At 68.3% G+C, this 19,049-nt stretch carries 19 protein-coding genes and 1 tRNA gene; 1 reads left to right on the plus strand and 19 read right to left on the minus strand.

Going from position 1 to position 19,049, the window contains the following annotated elements; genetic code table 11:
* Positions 1 to 9: 9 nt before the first annotated feature.
* From QO015_RS08480 to QO015_RS08565, 18 genes are all read right to left on the minus strand, one after another.
* Positions 10 to 1,026 (minus strand): zinc-dependent alcohol dehydrogenase, encoded by a 1,017-nt coding sequence (locus tag QO015_RS08480; RefSeq protein WP_266280086.1) that lies wholly within the window; start codon positions 1,024 to 1,026, stop codon positions 10 to 12.
* A gap of 11 nt (positions 1,027 to 1,037) precedes the next feature.
* Complete coding sequence (locus QO015_RS08485; protein ID WP_266280085.1) at positions 1,038 to 2,069, minus strand: branched-chain amino acid ABC transporter permease; 1,032 nt, start codon at positions 2,067 to 2,069, stop codon at positions 1,038 to 1,040.
* A 2-nt stretch (positions 2,070 to 2,071) separates the two neighbouring features.
* Entirely contained in the window at positions 2,072 to 2,929 is an 858-nt protein-coding gene (locus QO015_RS08490; RefSeq protein WP_266280083.1) for a branched-chain amino acid ABC transporter permease, read from the minus strand.
* Complete coding sequence (locus QO015_RS08495) at positions 2,916 to 3,644, minus strand: ABC transporter ATP-binding protein (protein ID WP_266280081.1); 729 nt, start codon at positions 3,642 to 3,644, stop codon at positions 2,916 to 2,918. The genes QO015_RS08490 and QO015_RS08495 overlap by 14 nt, the downstream gene beginning before the upstream one ends.
* Entirely contained in the window at positions 3,641 to 4,369 is a 729-nt protein-coding gene (locus QO015_RS08500; RefSeq protein WP_266280080.1) for an ABC transporter ATP-binding protein, read from the minus strand. The genes QO015_RS08495 and QO015_RS08500 overlap by 4 nt, the downstream gene beginning before the upstream one ends.
* A 25-nt stretch (positions 4,370 to 4,394) precedes the next feature.
* The gene (locus QO015_RS08505; RefSeq protein WP_266280079.1) at positions 4,395 to 5,702 is read right to left on the minus strand and encodes an ABC transporter substrate-binding protein; all 1,308 of its coding nucleotides are present in this window, start codon (positions 5,700 to 5,702) and stop codon (positions 4,395 to 4,397) included.
* Positions 5,703 to 5,770: 68 nt separating this feature from the next.
* Positions 5,771 to 6,589, minus strand: a complete 819-nt coding sequence (locus tag QO015_RS08510; RefSeq protein WP_266280077.1) for an SDR family NAD(P)-dependent oxidoreductase — start codon at positions 6,587 to 6,589, stop codon at positions 5,771 to 5,773.
* Between the two features lie 10 nt (positions 6,590 to 6,599).
* Positions 6,600 to 7,490 carry an intradiol ring-cleavage dioxygenase gene (locus tag QO015_RS08515; protein ID WP_266280076.1) on the minus strand — a complete coding sequence of 297 codons (891 nt, stop codon included), beginning with the start codon at positions 7,488 to 7,490 and terminating at the stop codon, positions 6,600 to 6,602.
* An 11-nt stretch (positions 7,491 to 7,501) separates the two neighbouring features.
* Complete coding sequence (locus QO015_RS08520; RefSeq protein ID WP_266280075.1) at positions 7,502 to 9,256, minus strand: FAD-dependent oxidoreductase; 1,755 nt, start codon at positions 9,254 to 9,256, stop codon at positions 7,502 to 7,504.
* Complete coding sequence (locus QO015_RS08525; protein WP_266280074.1) at positions 9,256 to 10,320, minus strand: branched-chain amino acid ABC transporter permease; 1,065 nt, start codon at positions 10,318 to 10,320, stop codon at positions 9,256 to 9,258. Before QO015_RS08525 ends, QO015_RS08520 begins: the two co-directional genes overlap by 1 nt.
* Before the next feature lie 10 nt (positions 10,321 to 10,330).
* Positions 10,331 to 11,194, minus strand: coding sequence for a branched-chain amino acid ABC transporter permease (locus QO015_RS08530; RefSeq protein WP_266280073.1), 864 nt, complete (start codon positions 11,192 to 11,194; stop codon positions 10,331 to 10,333).
* Positions 11,191 to 11,895, minus strand: coding sequence for an ABC transporter ATP-binding protein (locus QO015_RS08535; protein ID WP_266280071.1), 705 nt, complete (start codon positions 11,893 to 11,895; stop codon positions 11,191 to 11,193). The genes QO015_RS08530 and QO015_RS08535 overlap by 4 nt, the downstream gene beginning before the upstream one ends.
* On the minus strand, positions 11,895 to 12,611 hold the full coding sequence (locus QO015_RS08540) for an ABC transporter ATP-binding protein (RefSeq protein ID WP_266280069.1): 717 nt from the start codon (positions 12,609 to 12,611) through the stop codon (positions 11,895 to 11,897). Before QO015_RS08540 ends, QO015_RS08535 begins: the two co-directional genes overlap by 1 nt.
* Before the next feature lie 64 nt (positions 12,612 to 12,675).
* Positions 12,676 to 13,947, minus strand: coding sequence for an ABC transporter substrate-binding protein (locus QO015_RS08545; protein WP_266280068.1), 1,272 nt, complete (start codon positions 13,945 to 13,947; stop codon positions 12,676 to 12,678).
* Positions 13,948 to 13,973: 26 nt separating this feature from the next.
* Positions 13,974 to 15,038, minus strand: a complete 1,065-nt coding sequence (locus QO015_RS08550; RefSeq protein ID WP_266280067.1) for a maleylacetate reductase — start codon at positions 15,036 to 15,038, stop codon at positions 13,974 to 13,976.
* Complete coding sequence (locus QO015_RS08555) at positions 15,035 to 15,694, minus strand: alpha/beta hydrolase (protein ID WP_266280065.1); 660 nt, start codon at positions 15,692 to 15,694, stop codon at positions 15,035 to 15,037. Before QO015_RS08555 ends, QO015_RS08550 begins: the two co-directional genes overlap by 4 nt.
* Entirely contained in the window at positions 15,691 to 16,650 is a 960-nt protein-coding gene (locus QO015_RS08560; RefSeq protein WP_266280064.1) for a VOC family protein, read from the minus strand. The genes QO015_RS08555 and QO015_RS08560 overlap by 4 nt, the downstream gene beginning before the upstream one ends.
* Positions 16,651 to 16,653: 3 nt before the next feature.
* Positions 16,654 to 17,658 (minus strand): dioxygenase family protein, encoded by a 1,005-nt coding sequence (locus QO015_RS08565; protein ID WP_266280063.1) that lies wholly within the window; start codon positions 17,656 to 17,658, stop codon positions 16,654 to 16,656.
* A 93-nt stretch (positions 17,659 to 17,751) separates the two neighbouring features.
* Here QO015_RS08565 and QO015_RS08570 point away from each other — a divergent pair, with 93 nt between their 5' ends.
* Entirely contained in the window at positions 17,752 to 18,702 is a 951-nt protein-coding gene (locus QO015_RS08570; RefSeq protein ID WP_266280062.1) for a LysR family transcriptional regulator, read from the plus strand.
* Positions 18,703 to 18,720: 18 nt separating this feature from the next.
* Here QO015_RS08570 and QO015_RS08575 read toward each other — a convergent pair.
* Positions 18,721 to 18,795 (minus strand) — tRNA-Thr (locus tag QO015_RS08575).
* Positions 18,796 to 19,049 lie beyond the last annotated feature (254 nt).

Genomic DNA, 19,049 nt, shown 5'->3' on the forward strand with positions numbered 1-19,049 from the left:
TGTTCCTCCTCAAACCTGTTCCGGCTGGATCAGCACCTTGCATTGAGTGGTGCGACGACGAAGACCTTCGAAGACCTGCGGCACGGGCGACAGGTCGATGCGGTCGGTAATGAGCGCCTGTGGCGCGAAGGGGCCGCCGGCCAGCGCATCGAGCGCCGGTCCGAACTCGTTCCTCTGGTGGAAGAAGACGGAGAAGAGCAGACTGATCTCCTTCGAGAGCGCCTGGAACGGGTCCCAGCTGTCGCCGCCGACGCAAAGCCCGACCCCCACCACCGTGCCCTGCAGCCGCACCGCCTTCACCGCCGCCTCGATCAGGCCGCGCTTGCCGACGCATTCGAAGACGATGTCCGGCGCGCCGCCGCAAAGATCGGCGAGCCGTTCGGCAAGCCGCGCATCCGAGAGCGTGAAGCCGGTCGCGCCAAGCGCCAGCGCGCGCTCCTTCTGATGTTCGTGAATGTCCGCGACGACGACATGGCGCGCGCCAAAGCGGCGGGCCCAGAAGGCGACGAGGAGCCCGATCGGCCCGGCCCCGATGATGGCGACGCTGTCGCCGGCCTTCATGCCGGACCGGATAACGCAGTGCAGCGCCACCGAGAGCGGCTCGGCGAGCGCCCCGTCCTCGAGCGCCACCTCGTCCGGCAGTCGCTGGCACTGGCGGGCGGCGACGGCGACATATTCGGCGTAGCCGCCGCCGATCAGCACCATCTCGGCGCAGCGGGCCGGGTCGCCGCGCCGGCAGGCCTCGCAGCGTCCGCAGCCGCGCATCGGCACCACCGCGACACGGTCGCCGATGGCGAGGTCCGAGACGGCCGATCCGCGCGCCACCACCTCGCCGGCGAACTCGTGGCCGAGCACGAAGCCGGGCGTGATGCCGAAGGCGGCCGGATCCTCTGTGATGTGCAGGTCGCTGCCGCAGATGCCGCAGGCGGCGACGCGGAGCACGACCTCGTCCTCGGCCGGTGCCGGTTCCGGCATCGTGCCGATGCGGAGCGGGCTGCCGACGGCGTCGAAGATGGCGACTCTCATGGCGGTCCCCTTCAGCGGTTCGGGTCGACGAGAATGCGGCGGAAGGGGAACCACGGCGCGTCGAAGCGGCGCGAGAGAAGGCCCCAGATGCCGGTGCGGGCATAGAGCGCGACGAGAAGCGTCATCAGCCCGAGCACGACGAAATAGGTCGCGCCATATTCGCCGAACCAGCGATCGGCGATGAAGAAGATCAGCGAGCCGATCAGCACGCCCTCGATCGAGCCGATGCCGCCGATCATGACGATGAAGATCGCGACATTGGCCCACATCGGATCGAAGGCCGAGGGCGGGTTGATGCGGAGCTGCGCCATGAAATAGACCGCGCCGGCGAGGCCGCAGCCGACCGCCGCGGCGACATAGACCAGGAAGCGCAGCCGCGCGACGTCGACGCCCTGGCTGGCGGCCGCGACGGGATTGTCGCGCATCGCGATGAGGGCGAGGCCGAAGCGCGAGCGCAGCAGCCAGTAGCTGCCGCCGAGCGTGACGAGCAGCATGAAGGCGCAGAGGAGCGACATCGCGACGTTGCGCTCGAAGGCGGAATACTGGCTCATGACGCGCAGCGACATGCCGGCGCCGGAATTGACCAGCGGCAGGTTGGACGCGACGAGACGGAAGACCTCGGCGACGACCCAGGTGCCGATCGAAAAGTACGGTCCGTCCAGCCTGTGCAGCAGGAAATAGAGCGGCACGGCGAGCACCGCCGGGACGATCAGCGACAGGAGCACGGCCAGGAACGGGTTGATGCCGAATGTCTGCGCGAGGACGAACAGCGCATAGCCCGCCGCGCCCATGAAGGCCTGCTGGCCGACGGAGACGAGGCCGGCATAGCCCGCGAGCAGGTTCCACATCTGCGCGACCGCGATGTAGCAGCACAGCTCCAGGATCATGCGGATGGTGCCGGTCGAGGCCCACCAAGGCATGACCGCGACGGCGACGAGCGCGGTGATCGCCAGTGTCATGGCAATCCGGCCCGAATTCGTCTGCCGACGGACGGTGACGGCGGGGGCCGGAATGGCGGCGGCGGCGTTTGAGATCGCTGTCATTGTCATGCCTTTCCGAACAGGCCCTGCGGGCGGGTCGCCAGCACGATCAGGAAGACGAGATGGCCGGCGAGCACGCCGAAGCCGGGGTCGATGCGGAAGCCGATGCCCTGCGAGATGCCGAGCACCATCGAGCCGATGAAGGCGCCCCAGACCGAGCCCATGCCGCCGATGATCACCGCCTCGAAGGCGTAGATGAGCTGCGCGGCGCCATCGGCCGGAGCGACGGTCGAGCGGAGCGACTGGAAGACGGCGGCAAAGCCGAGAATGCCGACCGCGACCGCGGTCGCCAGCGCATAGACGGCACGCGGATTGATGCCCGTCATCGCCGCCGCCTCGACATCGGCGGCCGCGGCCCGCAGCGCGCGGCCGAAGCGGGTCTTCTTCAGCATGAGATCGAGACCCCAGGTGAGGGCGACCGCCACCACCAGCACGATGACCGGCAGGAGGCCGATATAGATGCCGCCGATATCGACCGACCGGCTCTCGATGCCGCCGCCCGGAAGCGAGCGGCTGTTCGCCGACCAGATCTGGAGCATCAGGTTCTGCAGCGCGATCGAGAGGCCGAAGGTGGCGATCAGCGAGGGCAGCGGATCGCTGCCGACCACCTTGTTCAGCACCGCCTTCTGCAGGAGCCAGCCCAGGAAGAGGCCGAGCGGCACGAGGATCGCCAGCACGGCCAGCGGCCCGAGCCCCCAGGCGGCCGCCATGGAGATGCCGATCAGCGAAAGCAGGATGACGAGATCGCCATGGCTGATATTGACGATCCGCATCACGCCGAACATCAGCGCCATGCCGAGCGCGTATTGCGCATACATCCCGCCGAGCAGGATGCCCTGCACCAGTGCGTCAAACCACTGCATGGCCTGCTCCGAAATAGGCTTCGCCGATCGCCTCGCGCGTGACCTCCGCCGAGCGGCCGGACAGCGTCACGCGGCCTTCCAGCATGCAGTAGAGGCGGTCGGTCGCCTCCTTCGCGAGGCCGACATCCTGCTCGACGAGGATCATCGCCGTGCCCGCACCGCGGATTTCAGGCAGCGCGGCATAGATCTCGCGGATCACCTTCGGCGCGAGGCCGAGGCTGATCTCGTCGCAGAGCAGGACCCGCGGCTGGCAGAGCAGCGCGCGGCCGATGGCCACCATCTGCTGCTGGCCGCCGGAAAGACTCTGCACCGGCGTCTTCGCCTTCTCCTTCAGGATGGGGAACAGGCGGTGCAGCCGTTCGAGCGACCAGCCGCCTTTGGCGCCGAGGCGCGCGGCCTGGTCGATGGCGACCTTCAGGTTGTCGTCGACCGACATTCCGGTGAAGAGACGCCGCCCCTCCGGCACGATGGCGACGCCGCGCTTCACCATGCGGTCCGCCGACGTCCCGCCGACCGGCTCGCCGTCGAGGCGGACCATGTCGCGGCCAACGGGCAGAAGGCCCATTACGGCGCGCAGGAAGGTCGACTTGCCGGCGCCGTTGGCGCCGATCAGCGCCACGGCCTCGCCGGCATGGAGCTCGACATCGACGCCATAGAGCGCCTGGAAATCGCCGTAGCGGGCGATCAATCCATGCGTGGACAGGACGGCGCTCATGCCTCGATCCCCATATAGACGCGCTGCACTTCCGGAAGCGCGATGACCTCGGCAGGCGGCCCCTCGGCGATCCGCTCGCCGAAATTGAGAACCATCAGCCGGTCGGCGACGGCGAGCAGCGCGTGCAGGACATGCTCGATCCAGACGATGGTGACGCCGCGGTCGCGGATGCGGCGGACGAGCCCGACCAGAGCCTTCGACTCGTCGTCGGTGAGCCCGCCGGCGATCTCGTCGAGCAGCAGGAGCTTCGGGTCGGAGGCGAGCGCCCGCGCGAGTTCGAGCCGCTTGCGGTCGAGCAGCGTCAGCGCGCCCGCCTGGCGGTTGGCCTTGTCGGCGAGCTCGCACTCCCGAAGCACGGCGGCACAGAAGGCGTAGCTCTCCTTTTCCGAGCGCCCGCCGCCGAACGCCGCGGCGACGAGCAGGTTCTCGAAGGTCGTCATGCCCGAATAGGGGCGCGGGATCTGGTAGGTGCGCCCGATCCCCATCTTGCATCGGCGGAACGTCGGCTCGCCGCGCAGCGCCCGGCCGGCGAGATGGATCTCGCCGCCCGAGACCTTCAGGTCGCCGCTGATCATGTTGAACAGCGTCGTCTTGCCGGCGCCGTTCGGGCCGAGGATGCCGAGCACCTCGCCCCGATTGACGTCGAAGCTGACCTCATGCAGGACGCGGACGGCGCCGAAGGACTTCGACACGCCGCGCACCTCGAGAAGGACATTCTTGTCCATCGCTCCCCCCGCGTCCCGCATCATCTCACCAGGCGATCGGAACGATCTTCTGCTCGGGCGTGAAGAGCGTGTTGACCGAGTTGTCGACGATCTTGAGGTCATAGGGCCACTTGGTGCCCTTCACCCACTGGCCGCCGAAGATCGGGGTCTTGCAGACATTCTTGTGCGGCGAGCCGTCGAACTTGATCGGTCCGACAAGCGACTGCAGATTGGTCGCGGCGACGGCGTCGCGGTTGGCCTCGCGGGAGAGCGGATCGGACGAGCGCTTCAGCACGTCGATCGCCACCTCGAGCAGCGCATGCGAATAGCCGAGCGGCTGCGTCCACTGCTTCTTGGTGTCGGCCTCCCACTGGTCGGCGAGCTGGCGGCTGACTTCGCCGGTCAGTGACGACTTGAACGGGAAGGCCGGCGTCCACCAGACCTCCGACGACATGCCGTTGCCGAGCGGTCCCATCGCCTCGACGCCGCTCGGAAAGAGCAGCGCCGCTGCGACGGTCACCGCCTTCGGCTTGAAGCCCTGCTGGTTGCACTGCGTGACGAAGGTCTTCAGATCGTCGGGATAGGTGATGCCGCCGATGATCTCGCAATTGTTCTTCTTGAACTCGGCGATCTGCGCCGAGAAGTCATTGGTGCGCGGCTGGAAGTAGCCGGGAACGAACACCTCGTAGCCGGCCTTCTTGGTCGGCACCGGCAGGCCGTATTCGTCGTTGCCCCAGGTCTCGCCGTCGATGTTCTGGGGGAAGAGCATGCCGACCTTCTTGTTGGTCTCCAGCCCGTTCCACAGCCCGACAAAGGTGTTCAGCGCCTCGTCGAGGCCCCAGAAGAAGTGATAGGTCCAGTTGAACTCCTGCTTGCCGCCGCCACGCGGGAAGACGACGGCCTGCCAAGGCGCGCCCGAGGAGAGGCAAGGCGTCTCGTAGAGCTCCGCCTGCTCGGCCGCCGGCAGGATCGTGTCGGTGGTCGAGGCCGGCAGCAGCAGGTGAATCTCGTCGTTGAGGATGAGATTGCCGGCGATTTCGGCCGACTTGTTCGGGTTCGACTGGCTGTCGCGGTCGAGGATCTCGATCTCGTAGGTCTTGCCGTTCGAGGATTCGAGCTTGCCGCCGAGCGCGGCGCGGATCTTCCCGAGCGTATAGCCGTCGGTCTCGCCGAAAAGCGCCAGCGGGCCCGTGGTCGGGCTGATATAGCCGACCTTGATCTTGCCGGCCGTCTCCGCCCGAGCATAGCCGGGCAGCGCCAGGCTGGAGGCCGCGGCGCTGGCCGCGAGGCCCTTCAGCACGCTGCGCCGGCTCGGCGCGATGCCCGATCTCAGGATCCTGTTGTAGTAGGTCATTCCGGTATCCTCCCTCTGGATATTCGCTTCCGTCCGGCCCTCCCTGGCCGTCCGGCATTTGGGCGCGCTCAGGTCATGCGGGTCAGCGATCCGCCGTCGATGACGATGAGCGAGCCGGTGAAATAGGCGCCGGCCGGCGAAGCCAGCAGCAGCGCCAGTCCCTTGATGTCCTCCACATCGCCGATCCTCCCGATCAGCGACTGGCTCTCGAAGGCGGCGCGGTCTTCCTTGTTGCGCAGCCGTCCGCCGGCGATGTTGGTGATGAAGGGCCCCGGCAGGATGGCGTTGACGCGGATGCCGTAGGCGCCGAGTTCCATGGCCATGTGGCGGACGAAGTGGTTCACCGCCGCCTTGGCCGGCATGTAGGACGTGCCGACGATGCTCTCGTTGATGAGCGCGGCGATCGAGGAGGTGACGATGATCTCGCCGCCGCCATGCCCCTTCATGTGGCGGACGGCGTTCTTCACCGTCGTGTAGACCGAGGTCAGGTTGATCTCGATGCCGCGGTCCCACTGCTCGTCGGGGATGTTCTCGATGGCGCCGGCGGGGTTGCGCTCGCCGGTCGGCGTGTTGAAGCCGGGGCCGGGATCGATGCCGGCATTGGCGAACACCGTGTCGATGCGGCCGTGGCGGGCGGCGACGAGGTCGAATGCCGCCGCCATGGCCGGCCGGTCGCCGACATCGACGATCTCGCCCCAGACATCCCAGCCCTTGTCGCCCAGTTCGGCGACGGCCTTCTTCAGCCCGACCGGATCGATGTCGAAGATCGCGACGCGGGCGCCATGCTCGGCCATGATCTCCGCATAGGCCTTGCCGATGCCGCTGGCGCCGCCGGTGACGATCACCGACTTGCCGCGGACGTCGAACATTGTCTCGAGAGCAGCCATCTCTTTCCCCTCAGGCGCCCTTCCGGCGCGCCAGCACGAAATCGAATTCCACGTCGTAATAGGGAGCAGCGAGCCCCACGGTCTTCGCCGCGGCCGCGTCGTCGATCTTCACGAATTCGGCGAGGAGGCTCTTCTTCACGCCGAAGACGGCGTCCGAATTGATGTAGGGGTCGTCCGGATCGAAGATATGCGTCGTCAGTGGCTCGAAGCCCTCGGCCGTGATGATGTAGTGGAGATGCGCCGGGCGGTAGGGATGGCGGCCGAGCGCGCCGAGCAGCTTGCCGACAGGGCCGTCGTCGGGGATCGGGTAGTATTTCGGCTTGACGCCGCGGAACCAGTAGCGGCCGTCGGCGCCGGTACGGAACACGCCGCGCAGGTTGAAGTCTGGCTGGATGCCCTTCTGCTGGACGTCGTAGAAGCCCTCGTCATTGGCCTGCCAGACATCGATCTTGGCGTTCTCGACCGGGTTGCCCTTCGTGTCGAGGATGTGGCCATGCACGAACATCGGCTCGCCCTTCTGGTCGAGACAGATGTCGGCGCCCATCGGCAGTTCGGGCGCGTCGTCGACATGGAAGGGGCCGAGCACTGTCGATTCGGACGCGCCGGAGGGCTTCCGGTTGTTGATGGCGTCGACGAGCATCGACACGCCGAGCACGTCGGAGAGCAGGATGTATTCCTGCCGCCATTCGTTGCAGATCTGGCCTGTCTCGGTGAGGAAGAGGATGGCGCGGAACCATTCCTCCTGCGTCGGCTCGACCTCCTTGACCGCCTCGTGCAGCTTGCGCACCAGGACGGCCATGATCTCCTTCAGCCGCTCGTCCTTGGCATTGGCGTTGCGGGCGATGACGACGTCGGCCGAGTCCTCTTCGGTGAAGTAGCCGTATTCGTGGTCCTGCGGCATGACCGTCCTCCTCAGCGCGCCAGGATGTGGGTGAGCACGCGGCGAAGCTCGGCCGCCGGGTCGGCGGCGATCGTCTTCGCCCGCCAGGCGACGTGATGGTCGGGCCGCACCAGCAGACAACCGCTGTCGCCGATCTCGCTCGCGCGGGCGAAGTCGCCGACATGGTCCTCGAGCGGGCGGCGCGGCCCGATCACATGGGCGCGGATCGGCATCCCCAGCTCGGCGGAGAGCTTTTCGGCCGCCTCGACCCAGGCCTCGCCGCCGATGCCGGTCAGGATCGTGAATTCGCCATGGCCGGTGAGGTCGAGCGTCGAGACCTTGCGGCCGGCGCGGTCGAACACCCAGACATGCGGCAGCCTCGCCCCCGGCCAGGTGGTCGGCTGATAGTGCAGCTCGGCATCCTTCTCGAAGGGCGGTTCCGCCTCGCCGTCGGTGACCGCGGCGTTCGAGCGGTAGCGCTGGTTCATCTCGACGCCATGCGCGTCGAACTCGTATTTCTTGAAGGCGATCGCCTGGCGCAGCGCCTCGCGCTGCTTTTCGGCTGCCGGCGTCGCGTCGGCGCGGGCGTCCATGTTGCGCTGGATCTTCTCGTGATCGACGCCGCCATCCATGCCGAGCGCCTCGAAGATCGGCCCGAACTCGGCGATCGACTTGTTGGCGCGGGTCACGATCTGGCGGGCGATCGGCGCCCGCTCGGCCGAGTAGCTGTCGAGGAGGCCCATGCCGGCCTGGCCCTTCACCACCTTGGCGAGCTTCCAGGCGAGGTTGAAGCCGTCCTGGATCGAGGTGTTGGAGCCGAGGCCGTTCGACGGCGGATGACGGTGCGCCGCATCGCCCATGATGAAGGCGCGGCCTTTCTGCAGATGGGTCGCGAAGCAGTTGTTGACGGTCCAGGTATTCGCGCCGAGCAGCTCGATCTCGAGCGAGGGATCGCCGACCAGCTGGCGGGCGACGCCGGTCGCGAATTCCGGCGTCACGTCCGGCGGCGGCTGGTTGATGTCGTAGCCCCAGACGATGAGCCACTCGTTCCACGGCCGCACCATGCGCACGAGGCCCATGCCGATGCCGCCGACATCGGCGCCGGGCTGCATGACCCAGTAGAGGACGCTCGGCCGATGCGCGACATAGCGCGAGAGATCGGCGCGGAAGAGGATGTTCATCGAGCCGCCGACGCCCATCTTCCCCTCGAAGGGCAGGCCGAGATGCTCGGCGACGAGCGAGTTGCCGCCATCGGCGCCGACGAGGAATTTCGAGCGGACGGTCAGGTCCTTGCCCGTCAGGCGGTCGCGCAGCGTCGTGGTGACGCCGTCGTCGTCCTGAACATGGGAAAGATATTCGGTGCTCATGCGGGACTGCGTGCCGCGGGCGCAGGCCGTCTTGAACAGGATCGGCTCCATGAAGGTCTGCGGCAGATCGTTCATGAAGCAGGGCGAGGAGAGCAGATGCTCGGCCTTGGAGAGCGGGTGCGTGCCCCAGCTCTTCATGCGGCCGATCTCCTCGCCGGCGAGGCTCTCGCAGAACACGTTCTCGCCCATGATCTCCTGGGGCGAGGCATGCATCATCGCCTCGGTCTCGACGTCGGGCCCGAGATCGCGCAGCACTTCCATGGCGCGCTGGTTGGTGATGTGGGCGCGCGGCGTGTTGGCGAGCCAGCGGTAGCGGTTGACGATGAGATTGGCGACGCCATAGCTCGAGAGCAGCGCGGCCGTGGCCGAGCCGGCCGGGCCGGTGCCCACGATGAGGACGTCGGTTTCGATATCGGCCATCAGGTTCCCCCTTGGATCTTCGGCCCGGACAGCCTGCGGCGGACCGGGAACAGGTGCAGGCCGGTGCGGGAGGAGACGAGGCCCCAGAGCCCTTTCGGCGCGAACAGCATGACGGCGATGGCGATGAGCCCGAGCGTCAGCAGGTACCAGCTGCCATAGTCCGCGAGCGCGGAGCGCAGCAGGAAGAAGACGATCACCCCGACGATCGGACCCTCGATGGTGCCGATGCCGCCGATGACGACGATGAAGATGACGTAGGCGGTCCAGTCGGTGACCGCGAAGGCGGCACCGGGCGAGATGCGCGCCGTCTGCATGAAGACGAGGCCACCGACGAGGCCGGTGGCGGCGGCGGCCAGCAGGAACACCGCCCATTTGAGCCGCACCGCGTCGACGCCGACCGACTGCGCCGCATCGATGTTGTCGCGCAGCGCCGCCAGCGCCAGGCCGAGGCGGTTCCTGAGCAGCCAGTAGATGCCGCCGGTGATCGCGACCGCGAGGATGAGCGCCAGCCAATAAGCGAGGATGTCGCGCGCCGCCGCCTCGCGCACGCCGAACAGCGCGCGGACGAGATCGACGCCCATGATGTTGCCCGTCGCCTCGCGTGGCAACGAGGTGCCCGTGCCGCCGCCGAGCGCCTTCCATTGTGCGACGAGGAGGCGCGTCACCTCGGCGATCACCCATGTGCCGATGGCGAAATAGGCGCCCTGCAGGCGGAAGGCGAAGAAGGCGGTCGGGATCGCGAGGAGCAGCGCCGCGACGCCGCCGGCGAGGATCGCAACGACCGGATTCCAGCCGAGGAGGATGACGGCAGCGAACATCGCATAGGCGCCGATGCCGACGAAGGCCTGCTGCCCGACCGAGACCAGCCCGCCATAGCCGGCGAGGAGGTTCCACAGCTGCGCCAGCGCCAGCATGGTCAGGATGAAGAACAGGTCCTGGATCGTGCTCCGCGAAACGAAGGCCGGCAGCGCGAAGCCGACGGCGATGAGGACAAGCGCGACGAGGCCGGTGATCGTGCCCGCTCTGGTGCGGGTAGTGAGGCGATAGGCCGTGGGCATGGACATCGGCGCCTCCTCAATCCACCGCGCGCGGGAAGAGCCCGCGCGGCCTGACGAGAAGGACGGCCAGGAAGGCGAGATGGCCGGCGAGAATCTGCCATTCCGGGTTGATCGCGGCGCCCAGCGTCTGCGCGACGCCGATGATGATGCCGCCGGCCAGTGTCCCCCAGAGGCTCCCGAGCCCGCCGATGATCACGGCCTCGAAGGCGTAGAGCAGCCGGGCCGGACCGATCGAGGGATCGAAATTGGCGCGCATGCCGAGATAGAGCGCCGCCACCGTCACCACGACCATCGCGAGGCCGGTCGCGACCGCGAAGACGCGCTTCGGCTCGATGCCCATCAGCGAGGCGGTGACTGGGTCGTCGGAAGTGGCGCGGAACGCGCGGCCGAGCGCCGTCTGATAGAAGATCGCATTGAGGACGACGATGACGAGGATCGCCGAGCCGAAGGTCAGGAGCGGCATCACGCCGACCGTGACGACGCCGAGATCGAGCGAGGCGCCCTCCAGCGTCCCGGCCGGAATGCGGCGGCTGTCGGCCGAGAAGGCCTCGAGCAGGCCGTTCTGCAACGCGACAGAGAGCCCGAAGGTGACGAGGAGCGGCGGCAGGATGTCCTTGCCGAGCACGCGGTTGAGCACCAGCGATTGCAGCAGCCATCCGGCGAGGAACATCAGCGGCGCCGCGACGAGGGCGGCGAGAAAGGGCGAGAGCCCCAGCGTGGAGACGCCGAGCAGGATCAGATAGGCCGCGAAGACGATGAGGTCGCCATGCGCGAGATTGACCAGCCGCATGATCCCGAAGACGAGGCTGAGGCCGGCGGCGAACAGCGCATAGAGGCCGCCGAGCAGGATTCCCTGGACGAGCGTGTCGACGATCATCATGCCGCGGCTCCGAAATAGGCGGCATGGATGGCCTCGCGCGACACCGTGCCGGCCGGCGCCGTGAGCGTCACGCGCCCCTCCATCATGCAGTAGATGCGATCGGCGACGGCGAGCGCCTTGCCGATATCCTGCTCGACCAGCACGACGGCCGCGCCGCCGGCGCGGATGCGCGGCAGGCTCGCATAGATGTCGCGGATGACCACCGGCGCGAGGCCGAGGCTGATCTCGTCGCAGAGCAGCAGTTCGGGGTTCGACATCAGCGCGCGGCCGATCGCGACCATCTGCTGCTGGCCGCCGGAAAGCGCCGTGCCGGGGTTGCGGCGCCTCTCGCGCAGGATCGGGAAGAGATCGTAGATCGCGTCGAGGTTCCAGGGGCCCGCCGCCTTGCGCGCCCCGGCCCCGATGAGGAGGTTCTCCTCGACCGTCAGCGAGGGAAAGAGCTTCCTCCCCTCCGGCACCATAGCGATGCCCCGCTTCAGGACATCGGCGGCCGGCAGCGCGCCGATCGGCTCGCCGCGATGCAGCACCATGCCGGGCTCGTTGCGCAGCACGCCGGTGATCGAGCGCATCAGCGTCGACTTGCCGGCGCCATTGGCGCCGATGATGGCTACGCATTCGCCGGCATCGACGGCGATGTCGACGCCGAACAGGGCGCGGAACTGGCCGTAGCTTGCGGTGAGGGCGCGGGTCTCGAGCAGCATCAGACCTCGAGCCCCAGATAGATTTCGCGCACTTCCCTGGAGGCCATGATCTCGTCCGGCGCGCCGATGCCGATGACACGGCCGAAATCGAGCACCAGCAGGCGCTGGACGACCGAAGTCAGCGCGTGCAGCACATGCTCGATCCAGATGATCGTCGTGCCGCCGGCATGGATGCCGCGGATGGTGGCGACGAGCGCCGTGCATTCCGCCTCGGTGAGCCCGCCGGCGATCTCGTCGAGGAGCAGCAGCTTCGGTCCCGTCGCCATCGCGCGGGCGAGTTCGAGCCGCTTGCGGTCGAGCAGGCTGAGGCTGCCTGCGACGGCGTTCGCCTTCCTCAGCAGTTCGGTCTCCTCGAGGATGCGCGCGCAATCCTCCACCATCTCGGCCTCGCGCCCGCCTCGCCCGAAGGTGGCGGCGGTCAGGAGATTCTCGAACACGGTCAGCCCCTCGAAAGGCTGCGGTATCTGGAAGGAGCGGCCGACGCCCATGCGCACGCGCTCCATCGCCGGCAGCCGCGTCACGTCGCGTCCCTCGAAGGTGATGTGTCCGCCGCTCGCGAGCAGGTTTCCGGTGATGAGGTTGAACAGCGTCGACTTGCCGGCGCCGTTCGGGCCGATGATGCCGAGCGCCTCGCCCTTGGGGACAGCAAAGGTCACGCCGTCGGCGACCTTCAGGGCGCCGAAGGATTTGGACACGCTGTCGAGGCTGAGGATCATCGGTTCCATGCCTTTTCACGGATCGGAAGCGGGCGGCTCTGCGCCGCCCGCCGCGCCCGATCGGTCAGGACAGGGGCTCCATCTTGCCGCCGGCCGGGATTTCGGGCGCGTTGGAGTTGTCGACGATCACGAGATCGAAGCCGCCCTCCTTTTTGCGCCACTGGCCGCCGACGAGCGGCGTCTTGCAGACATTCTTGGCCGCGAAGGGCGGCACGCCCTTGCCGTCCCACACCACCTTGCCGACGATGGTCGACATGTTCGTCGCGGCGATCGCGGCGGCGACGGCATCGGCATCGGTCGGATCGGACACGCGGCCCATGACATTGGCCGCGACCTCGAACAGCGAGTGCACGAAGCCGATCGGCTGCGTCCAGGGCCGCTTGGTCTCCGCCTCGAAGGCGGCGGCGAGTTCGGCCGAGCTCTGGCCGGTGACCGACGACTTGAAGGGATGCGAGGCCGACCACCAGACTTCGGACGAGAGATTGTTGCCGGCATCGCCCAGCGTCTCGACCGACTGCGGGAACAGGATCGCCTTGGCGACCGTCACCGCCTTCGGCTTCAGGCCCTGCTGCCGCGCCTGGTTCCAGAAGGTCGTGAAGTCCGGCGGGATGACGACGCCCGTCACGATCTCGACGCCGTCCGACTTGAAGGCGTTGATCTGGGCCGTGAAGTCGTCGGTGAGGTTCTGGTAGCGGCCGGGATCGACCAGCGAGAAGCCCGCCGCCTCGAGGCCCGGCTTCAGGCCGTTCTTCGGATCGCCCCAGGCGTTGCCGTCGGCATCGTTCGGGAAGAGGCCGCCGACCTTGCCGTTGGTCGCGAGCTGCTTCCACATCGACGTATAGGTCGCGATGATGTCCTCGAGACCCCAGAAATAGTGATAGGCGTAGTTGAACGGCTTCCACGACGCCGGGTCGCCGGGATTGCCCTGCTGGCCGATGAACCAGGGCTGCCAGGGCGCCATGGTCGAGACGACCGGTACGCCTTCCGCCTCGCAGGTGGTGGCGACGGGGTTGGTGTTCTCCGGCGTCGAGCCGACCAGCATCAGGTCGATCTCGCCGTCGACGATCAGTTCCTTTGCGACCTCGGCGGCGCGGTTCGGGTTGGACTGGCTGTCCTTGGCCAGAACCTCGAAATTCTTGCCGGCATCCGAGGCCAGGAAGGCCTTGATGTTGAAGGCGTCGCTCTCGGAGAAGCCGGCGAGCGGCCCCGTCTGCGGCGACACGTAGCCGAGCTTGATCTTGGCGCCTTGCGCGATGGCGGGCGCGGCAAGGGCGGGGACGGCGAGCGCCGCACCGGTCGCCGCGCCGGCTTTCAGGAAATTGCGTCTCGTGATCATCTGTTCCTCCCTCGTTCTTCTCTTCTTCAGCGCCCCGGGCGGCGTCCCTCCCACGCCGCCTGGAGGAGATCCCTGATGGCGGCCCGTTCGAGCGGCCGCGGGTTCTGGTAGGCGTTCTTCACCGCGATCGCCGCGGCCCGGTCGAGATCGGCTTCCTCGATGCCGATCTCCCCGAGGCTTTGCGGCGCGCCGATGCTCCGGGCGAAATCATAGAGGCCGCCGGCCGCCGACCCGCCGCCGAAGGCCTCGGCGATCGGTGACAGCAGGTCGGGCACGGCCTCCTCGTTGAAGGCGGTGGTGTAGGGCAGCAGGATCGCGTGCGTCTCGGCATGCGGCGTGTCGAACGAGCCGCCGAAGACATGGGCGAGCTTGTGATGCAGCGCCATCTGGACATAGCCGAGCGCCGTCGAGCAACACCAGGCGGCGTAGAGCGCGCGCCCCCGCGCGTCGTGATCATGCGGGCTCGCGATGATGCGCGGAATGCCGTCGCGGAAGGCGGTCATCGCGTCGCGGCACATCAGCTCGATCACCGGATTGCGGTCCGGCGCGTAGAAGGCCTCCATCGCATGGGCGATGGCGTTCATCGCCGAGGTCACGGTCAGGCCGACCGGCAGCGACAGCGTCAGGTCGACGTCATAGATCACCGTCTCGGGCCGGATGTCCGGCGAGCGGCGCGTCGTCTTCTCGCCATTGGCCGTCTCGCCGAGGATGTCGGTCATCTCCGAGCCGGCATAGGTGGTCGGGATCACGACCTGATCGGCGCCGGTGCGAACGGCGATCGCCTTGCCGAGGCCCGTCGTCGAGCCGCCGCCGAGGCTGACGACCGCGCTCGCACCGCTCGCGCGATAGGCCTCGACCGCCTCCGCGGTGATCTCGACCGGCGTGTGCATGACGGCGCCGGCGAAGACGCCCGCCGCGAGATCGCCAAGGCTTTCCGCCAGCCGCTCGGCATCCGCCTTCTGGTGCGGCGTGGAGAGCACCAGCGCCCGCTCGTGGCCGAGCCGGCGCACCTCTTCGCCCGCCCGGCTCATGGTGCCGGAACCGAACACGACACGGGTGGTGAGACCCGGAAAGACGAATTCCTGCATCATCGCGGCGCCTCCATGCGGGGAGTCCGGCCGGCGGCGACATCGTCCAGCATGCCGCGCAGCATCGCGATCTCGGTATCCGAGACCTCGTGCGGCCGGCCGGGGAAGAGATCGGCGCGCAGCACCGCGCCCTGCCCGGCGAGCGAGCCGATGGCGTCGGCCGCCGCCTCGGCCGGGATCCAGGGATCGGCATCGGCGCCGGAGAGATAGACCGGAAGCCCGCGCGGCGCGCCCCTCGCGCGGCCATCGGCGGGGACGCCCACGCGGCAGCCCGTCAGGGCGGCCAGCGCCTCGGGCGCCGGAAGGCCGGCACAGACATATTCGATGGCGAGGCAGGCGCCCTGCGAGAATCCGGCGAGCAGAAGCGGCAGGCCGGGATAGGCCGAGCGCGCCGCCGCCACAGCCGCCGCGAGATGATCGAGCGCCGTCGCCAGCTCGGCCCGGGCGACGGGCGTGAGCGGATCGACGGCGCGCGCCTGGTACCAGGCCCCCTTGGGTGCGCGCGGCAGCACGAAGGCGATGTCGTCCGCGCCGAGGCGGGCGAGCACATGCGCCTCCATGTCTTCCGGCGTCTGGCCGCGGCCGTGGACGAAGACGCAGAGCGCCTTCGCCGACGGACCGGTCGGCCCGATCCTCAGGGGTCCGGGCTCGGACGTCATGCGAACTCCGCCTGCTCCAGGCCGGCGCGCAGCTCGTCCTCGCGATCCTTGAACCAGGGCGGGAAGACCAGCGTCTTGCCGATCGCGCCCGGAGGCTCGTCCTTGGCCCAGCCTTCCGGCGTCGTCCAGGCGAGCTCGAACAGCGCGCCGCCGGGCGAACGGACATAGCAGGACTTGAAGTAGTTGCGGTCCTTCTGCTCGGAGATGTCCGTGAAGCCGAGGCCCTCGATATGGGCGCGCAGCTTCAGCTGGTTCTCTTCGTTGCCGGTGTTGAGCGCCAGGTGATGGATGGTGCCGCCGGCGAGCGTCCAGGTGCCCTGCGGGCTGTCGCGATCGACGATCACCTCGACGCGCTGCACGACGCCGTTCGCATCCGGCACGCGGAAGACGAGGCCCTCATGCGTGTCGGCCTCCTTCTCCAGCGGCAGCGCGATGGTGAGGAAATCGTCCATCGCGGTGCGGTCGGTCACCGCGACGGCGCCGCCATAGATGCCCTTGATGCCGTGGTCGCGGCCGATGCCCTGCTTCTCGTTGGTGATCGGCTCGCGGCTGTCGCCGTCGCTCTCGACGAGCTCGTGCAGGATGCCGCAGGGATGGGCGAAGGCGACGCGGTCGGCGCCGAAGCGGGTCAGCTTGGTCGCCTCGATGCCGCGCTTGTTCAGCCGCTCGACCCAGAAATCGGCGGCGCCGACGGGGATCGACTGCATGATCGTGCGCGACTGGTTGGTGCCGCGCCGGCCGAACACGCCGGGCTTGCGGAACGGAAAGGTCGTGATGATCGTCGAGGCGTCGCCGTTCGGCGAGCCGTAGTAAAGGTGATAGACGGGGATCACGCCGTCGAAGAGCACCGTGCGCTTCACCGAGTGCAGGCCGAGCGCCTTGGTATAGAAATCGAAGTCTTCCTGCGCGCCATCGGTCGACATCGTCAGATGATGGTATCCGCTGACCTGTGCCATGCGTCATCTCCTCCCGGTTTCTTTCATGCGCTGCGACGATTGCGGGCAGAGCACGAGATTCAAGTCGAGTGTGTAGCGGCGCCGCCCCCGCTCGGAGGCGGCCGGCCGGAATTCCGCGACGAGACCCTCGCGGACGCCGAAGATGGCGTCGCGGCTGATTGCCGAGTCGCTGCCGTCGAAGATGTGCGTCGTGAGCGTCTCGTGGCCGGGCGACGTCACGCGGAAATGGATATGCGCCGGCCGCTCGAGCCCGATGCCGAGCGCGGCCATCAGCCGGCCGACCGGCCCGTCGGCGGGCAGGCTGTAGCCCTTCGGCCGCACGGTCGCGAAGTGGAAGCGCCCCTCGCCGTCGGCGACGAAACGGCCGCGCAGATTGTATTCCGGCTGCCGGTCCGGCTCCTGGTTCTCGTAGAGCCCATCGGCATTCGCCTGCCAGACCTCGACGCGGGCGCCGGCGAGCGGCGCGCCGTCGAGGCTCGCGACACGTCCGCTGACGAGGAGCGGCTCGCCGCGGCCGTCGCGCGAGATGCTGGCGCCGAGCGGAAGTTCCGGCACGTCGGGGCGATAGAAGGGACCGGCGAGCGTGTTCGGCGTCGCGCCCTCGGGGCGCGGATGATTGAGGCGCTCGATGAGCGAGGAGACGCCGATGACATCGGCGAACAGCACCCATTCCTGGCGCCGCGCATCGGCATAGTGGCCGACCTCGGTCAGGAAATCGATGGCGAGGCGGAATTCCTCGCTGGTCGGCCGCAGCTGGGCGACGAGGGCATGCAGCATGCCGACGCCGGCCGTGGCCGTCTCGGCGAGGCGGAGCGGCGTATCGGGCGCGAGCCGGGCGAGGAAGGCCTCGGTCGCGAACGCGCCGGCATCGGCCGGCGCCGCGTCGGCGCTGCCCGAACCCTCGGCGGCGGCGAGGTCGGCGTCGGCGGCCCGCCCGTTGGCGTGGCCGCGTGCGCGCTCCCTCCCCTCAGCGCCTCCCTGTCCCTGGCTCTCGCCCTGGCCGTGCATTCCCGCGGGGCCTCCCTTCCCCTTGGATGAAGGCGTAGCACGCGGTTTGACGAGGCTTGATGAGTTGTGGCGCGGTCAATATAGCATTTTGGTATGAGGCTGAACGAGCGCCACCTGATGCAGCTCGCCGCCGTGCTCGATGCCGGCGGCGTCTCGGAAGGGGCCGCCATGCTGGGCCTGACCCAGCCGGCGGTGAGCCGTTCGCTCGCCATGCTGGAAGCCCGCGTGGGCGAGCCGCTGTTCATGAAGGGCCGGCGGCCGCTCCAGGCGACGCCGCTCGGCGCCCAGCTCGCCGCGCAGGGCCGCGTGATGATCGCCGCCTCGCGCAAGGCCTCCGACGCCGTGCAGGGCTTCATGAAGGGCACCAAGGGCGTCGTGCGCGTCGGCGGCGTGCCCTTCTTCATGGATGCGATGATCAGCCGGATGATCGGCGAGTTCCAGAACCACGAGCCGGAGATCACCATCCAGCAGAGCTATCTCAACCTGCCCGAGATGGTGTCCGCGCTCGAAGGCCGGCAGATCGATCTCGGCATCGTGCCGATCGGCGTGCTCGATCTCGGGCCGGGCTTCGAGTTCACCGAGATCCTGCCCGGCCGCAACATCGTCGCCTGCCGCCCGCAGCATCCGCTGCTGCGCAACCGCCGCCTGCGCGCCCACGACTTGACGAGCTTCCCCTGGGTCGCGCCGTTGCCCGGCTCGCCGCTGATGTCCGACCTGCAGATGATCCTGATGAGCATCGGCATGTCGGATTTGAATGTGCGCTATTCAGGCGGCTCGCTGATGAGCGTCATCAATTATCTGGCCGAGACCGACGCGCTCGCGGTGCTGCCCTTCTCGGTCGTCTTCGCGCAGAGGAAGGAAAACCGCGTCACGGTCCTCCCCTACGAGATCCCGCAACCCAACCGCTCCCTCGGCATCCTCCGCCGCACCGGCGGCCCCCGCTCCGCCGCCGCCGAACGCTTCGCCGGCTACGTCACGGCCGCGTTCGAAGACCTGAAACACATCATCAAGCGCCACGAGAACGCGGTGGTTTGGGGAAGGTAGGGCTGAAGGCAGGCTAAATGGTGCTGCAAGAGAGGATTGAACTCTCGACCTCTCCCTTACCAAGGGAGTGCTCTACCACTGAGCTACTGCAGCGCCGGGGCGCGGGAGCGGGGCTCCGGCGCGGACGGCGGCCTATCTGCCACAGAGGTGGCGGGGGATCAAGCCGCCTTCGGACCCCGTCGCGCGAAAGCCGTCGTTTCCCACCGACTTCGACGCGCGGGCGTCGACCGCTTGGGCCGCCGACCGGGCGCTGCGGCCTCATTCCGCGTGTTCCATCTCGACCGGATCGCCGCGACCCGTTCCAGGGCGTCATGCCCGGGCCTGACCCGGGCATCCACGACTTTCAG

Origin of the sequence: Kaistia geumhonensis, from assembly GCF_030815145.1 — a bacterium.
In the GTDB taxonomy this organism is placed as follows: domain Bacteria; phylum Pseudomonadota; class Alphaproteobacteria; order Rhizobiales; family Kaistiaceae; genus Kaistia; species Kaistia geumhonensis.

Excerpts from the sequence above, each read along its gene's own strand:
- QO015_RS08480 (WP_266280086.1), bottom strand. The coding sequence starts at position 1,026 with ATGAGAGTCGCCATCTTCGACGCCGTCGGCAGCCCGCTCCGCATCGGC.
- QO015_RS08485 (WP_266280085.1), bottom strand. The coding sequence starts at position 2,069 with ATGACAGCGATCTCAAACGCCGCCGCCGCCATTCCGGCCCCCGCCGTC.
- QO015_RS08490 (WP_266280083.1), bottom strand. The coding sequence starts at position 2,929 with ATGCAGTGGTTTGACGCACTGGTGCAGGGCATCCTGCTCGGCGGGATG.
- QO015_RS08495 (WP_266280081.1), bottom strand. The coding sequence starts at position 3,644 with ATGAGCGCCGTCCTGTCCACGCATGGATTGATCGCCCGCTACGGCGAT.
- QO015_RS08500 (WP_266280080.1), bottom strand. The coding sequence starts at position 4,369 with ATGGACAAGAATGTCCTTCTCGAGGTGCGCGGCGTGTCGAAGTCCTTC.
- QO015_RS08505 (WP_266280079.1), bottom strand. The coding sequence starts at position 5,702 with ATGACCTACTACAACAGGATCCTGAGATCGGGCATCGCGCCGAGCCGG.
- QO015_RS08510 (WP_266280077.1), bottom strand. The coding sequence starts at position 6,589 with ATGGCTGCTCTCGAGACAATGTTCGACGTCCGCGGCAAGTCGGTGATC.
- QO015_RS08515 (WP_266280076.1), bottom strand. The coding sequence starts at position 7,490 with ATGCCGCAGGACCACGAATACGGCTACTTCACCGAAGAGGACTCGGCC.
- QO015_RS08520 (WP_266280075.1), bottom strand. The coding sequence starts at position 9,256 with ATGGCCGATATCGAAACCGACGTCCTCATCGTGGGCACCGGCCCGGCC.
- QO015_RS08525 (WP_266280074.1), bottom strand. The coding sequence starts at position 10,320 with ATGTCCATGCCCACGGCCTATCGCCTCACTACCCGCACCAGAGCGGGC.
- QO015_RS08530 (WP_266280073.1), bottom strand. The coding sequence starts at position 11,194 with ATGATGATCGTCGACACGCTCGTCCAGGGAATCCTGCTCGGCGGCCTC.
- QO015_RS08535 (WP_266280071.1), bottom strand. The coding sequence starts at position 11,895 with ATGCTGCTCGAGACCCGCGCCCTCACCGCAAGCTACGGCCAGTTCCGC.
- QO015_RS08540 (WP_266280069.1), bottom strand. The coding sequence starts at position 12,611 with ATGATCCTCAGCCTCGACAGCGTGTCCAAATCCTTCGGCGCCCTGAAG.
- QO015_RS08545 (WP_266280068.1), bottom strand. The coding sequence starts at position 13,947 with ATGATCACGAGACGCAATTTCCTGAAAGCCGGCGCGGCGACCGGTGCG.
- QO015_RS08550 (WP_266280067.1), bottom strand. The coding sequence starts at position 15,038 with ATGATGCAGGAATTCGTCTTTCCGGGTCTCACCACCCGTGTCGTGTTC.
- QO015_RS08555 (WP_266280065.1), bottom strand. The coding sequence starts at position 15,694 with ATGACGTCCGAGCCCGGACCCCTGAGGATCGGGCCGACCGGTCCGTCG.
- QO015_RS08560 (WP_266280064.1), bottom strand. The coding sequence starts at position 16,650 with ATGGCACAGGTCAGCGGATACCATCATCTGACGATGTCGACCGATGGC.
- QO015_RS08565 (WP_266280063.1), bottom strand. The coding sequence starts at position 17,658 with ATGCACGGCCAGGGCGAGAGCCAGGGACAGGGAGGCGCTGAGGGGAGG.
- QO015_RS08570 (WP_266280062.1), top strand. The coding sequence starts at position 17,752 with ATGAGGCTGAACGAGCGCCACCTGATGCAGCTCGCCGCCGTGCTCGAT.